This is a genomic window from Solidesulfovibrio aerotolerans (assembly GCF_009856865.1).
Classification (GTDB): domain Bacteria; phylum Desulfobacterota; class Desulfovibrionia; order Desulfovibrionales; family Desulfovibrionaceae; genus Solidesulfovibrio; species Solidesulfovibrio aerotolerans.
This window is the reverse complement of record NZ_WVUD01000123.1, coordinates 1-690: the sequence shown is the minus strand read 5'-3', so window position 1 is coordinate 690 and position 690 is coordinate 1. Positions and strand designations below refer to the sequence as shown.

Genomic DNA, 690 nt, shown 5'->3' with positions numbered 1-690 from the left:
CGATCCAGGTACCGGCCTCGATTCCTGAGACGAAGCGCAATGACACCCTGTTTCGCGTCGCGGCTTCCTTGCATGCAAAAGGCTTGTCGGATCAGGCCATCCGCGAAGCCCTGCTTGCTGAAAATGCTGTCAAGTGTGTGCCGCCTTTGGACACTCAGGAGGTCGAAGACATCGCCCAAAACGTGACGGCCCGGTACGCCAAAGGAGGCTCGGCGACAGTAGCTGTGCCGGAGGTGTTGGCTTCTTTGAATGCGACCATGACCGCTGCGTCGGGCAATGCTGCACAAACTCAACTGCCCACGATTCACTCCATGCTCCCTGACGCGCCAGTATCCGTCAACGCCATAGTGCCCGCGAGCATCATCCTCAGCATCCACGACGGAATTACCGCGTGGGTCGACAACGGAAAAGGACAGTCCGGATTCAAACGCGTCTTTCCCGTCGCCATCGTCCTCGTCGAACGTTTGAAATGCGTCCACACCGGCAAGGAGCAGGTCAAGATTGCCTGGCACATGGACGACGTTTGGCATTATCAGATGGTTGACCGCAAAGTCATCGCCGATACGCGGGATATTGTTTCTTTGGCAAGCTTTGGACTTCCGATTACCAGCGAGCACAAAGATTTTCTCGTCAAGTACCTCTCGGCCTACGACTTTATCAACCGCCGCTGTATCCCTCTTATCCAGGTCA

At 55.9% G+C, this 690-nt stretch carries 1 protein-coding gene; it reads left to right on the top strand.

The features are described 5' to 3' along the window. A partial coding sequence (locus GTA51_RS20365; RefSeq protein WP_160964306.1) for a primase C-terminal domain-containing protein occupies positions 1-690 on the top strand: 690 nt, incomplete at both ends.